Annotated in this window: 1 protein-coding gene; it reads left to right on the top strand. The window is 59.8% G+C overall.

From position 1 onward, the window contains the following. Positions 1–62: 62 nt before the first annotated feature. Positions 63–1312 (top strand): IS3 family transposase gene (locus tag BM269_RS28920; RefSeq protein ID WP_229204842.1). Its coding sequence is split into 2 segments (ribosomal slippage): positions 63–348 and positions 348–1312, totalling 1251 coding nucleotides; the frame shifts between segments, so codons are not numbered across the junction. The last annotated feature ends 39 nt before the right edge of the window (positions 1313–1351 follow it).

Raw genomic sequence — 1351 nt, 5'->3', positions numbered from 1 at the left:
TATAGTGGCCCCCGAATTTGAGACGGTGGTTTAAGCTGTCGTCCGCGAAAGGATGATAGCAAATGAGTGAAGGCAAAAAACGCAGGGTGCATACGGCGGAATTCAAGGCCAAGGTGGGCTTGGAGGCAGTGCGAGGAGTCAAAACGGTGACCGAGATCGCGCAAGAATACGGCGTGCACCCGGTACTGGTCGGTCAGTGGAAGAAGGAGATCCTGGAGAACGCCGGCGCTCTGTTCGACGTCAAGCGCGGCCCCAAGCCAGTTGATGAAAGCAGCCCCGAGGACAAGCTGTACAGCGAGATCGGCAAGCTGAAGATGCAGGTAGATTGGCTCAAAAAAAAGCTCGGGGAATGAGCCCGGCGGAGCGGGCACAGTGGATCGAGCGGGATGACGAAGTGCCGCTGACGATGCAGTGCGAGCTGGCAAGCATTCCGCGCTCTTCGGTTTATCGGCGGATGGAAGCGGCAGCGCGCCAGCAATGCCTGGATGAGGAGGATGTCGAGCTGCGCGCCCTGATCGACGAGGAGTACACCAACCGGCCGTTCTATGGCAGCCGGCGCATGGTGGTCTTCCTGCGTAGGCGTGGCCTCACCATCAATCGCAAGCGCGTGCAGCGCCTGATGCGCGAGATGGGTTTGGCGGGGATGGCGCCGGGGCCGGCGACGAGCAAGCCGCATCCAGAGCACAAGGTCTACCCGTATTTGCTGCGCGGCGTGGCGGTCACGCGGCCAAACCAGGTGTGGAGTACAGATCTGACGTACATTCGACTGGCGCGGGGCTTCGCCTACCTGGTGGCCGTAATCGATTGGTATAGCCGCAAGGTGCTGTCCTGGCGCATCAGCAACAGCATGGACGCGTCGTTCTGCGTGGACTGCCTGGAGGACGCGCTGCGCAACCACGGGAAACCGGAGGTGTTCAACAGTGACCAGGGCTCACAGTTCACCAGCACGGCTTTCACCGACGTGCTGAAACGCGAAGGCGTGGCGATTAGCATGGACGGTCGCGGGCGGGCTCTGGACAACATCTTCGTGGAGCGCCTGTGGCGCAACGTGAAGTATGAAGACGTGTACCTGAAAGGGTACGCCAACATGGCGGAGCTGACGGTAGGTCTGGCGCAGTATTTTGCGTTCTACAACGCAGCGCGCCCGCATCAGGCATTGGGATATGAAACGCCGGATCGGGTCTACAAATCAGGCATCGGTGGCGGCGCAATCATCGTCGACAAATTCGGCGACAGCGGTGATGAGCCGGAAAACGAAGGTACTACGGGGCAGCGCCGAGCAGCTGTTGAGTTGGAAATGGACGCAGCTTAAATTACCCGGCAAAGTGTCTTGACTGATGGGTCCACTTTA

This window comes from Duganella sp. CF458 (genome assembly GCF_900113115.1).
Lineage (GTDB): Bacteria > Pseudomonadota > Gammaproteobacteria > Burkholderiales > Burkholderiaceae_D > Rugamonas.
The sequence above is the reverse complement of the archived record's forward strand: the minus strand, read 5'-3'. Positions and strand labels throughout refer to the sequence as shown.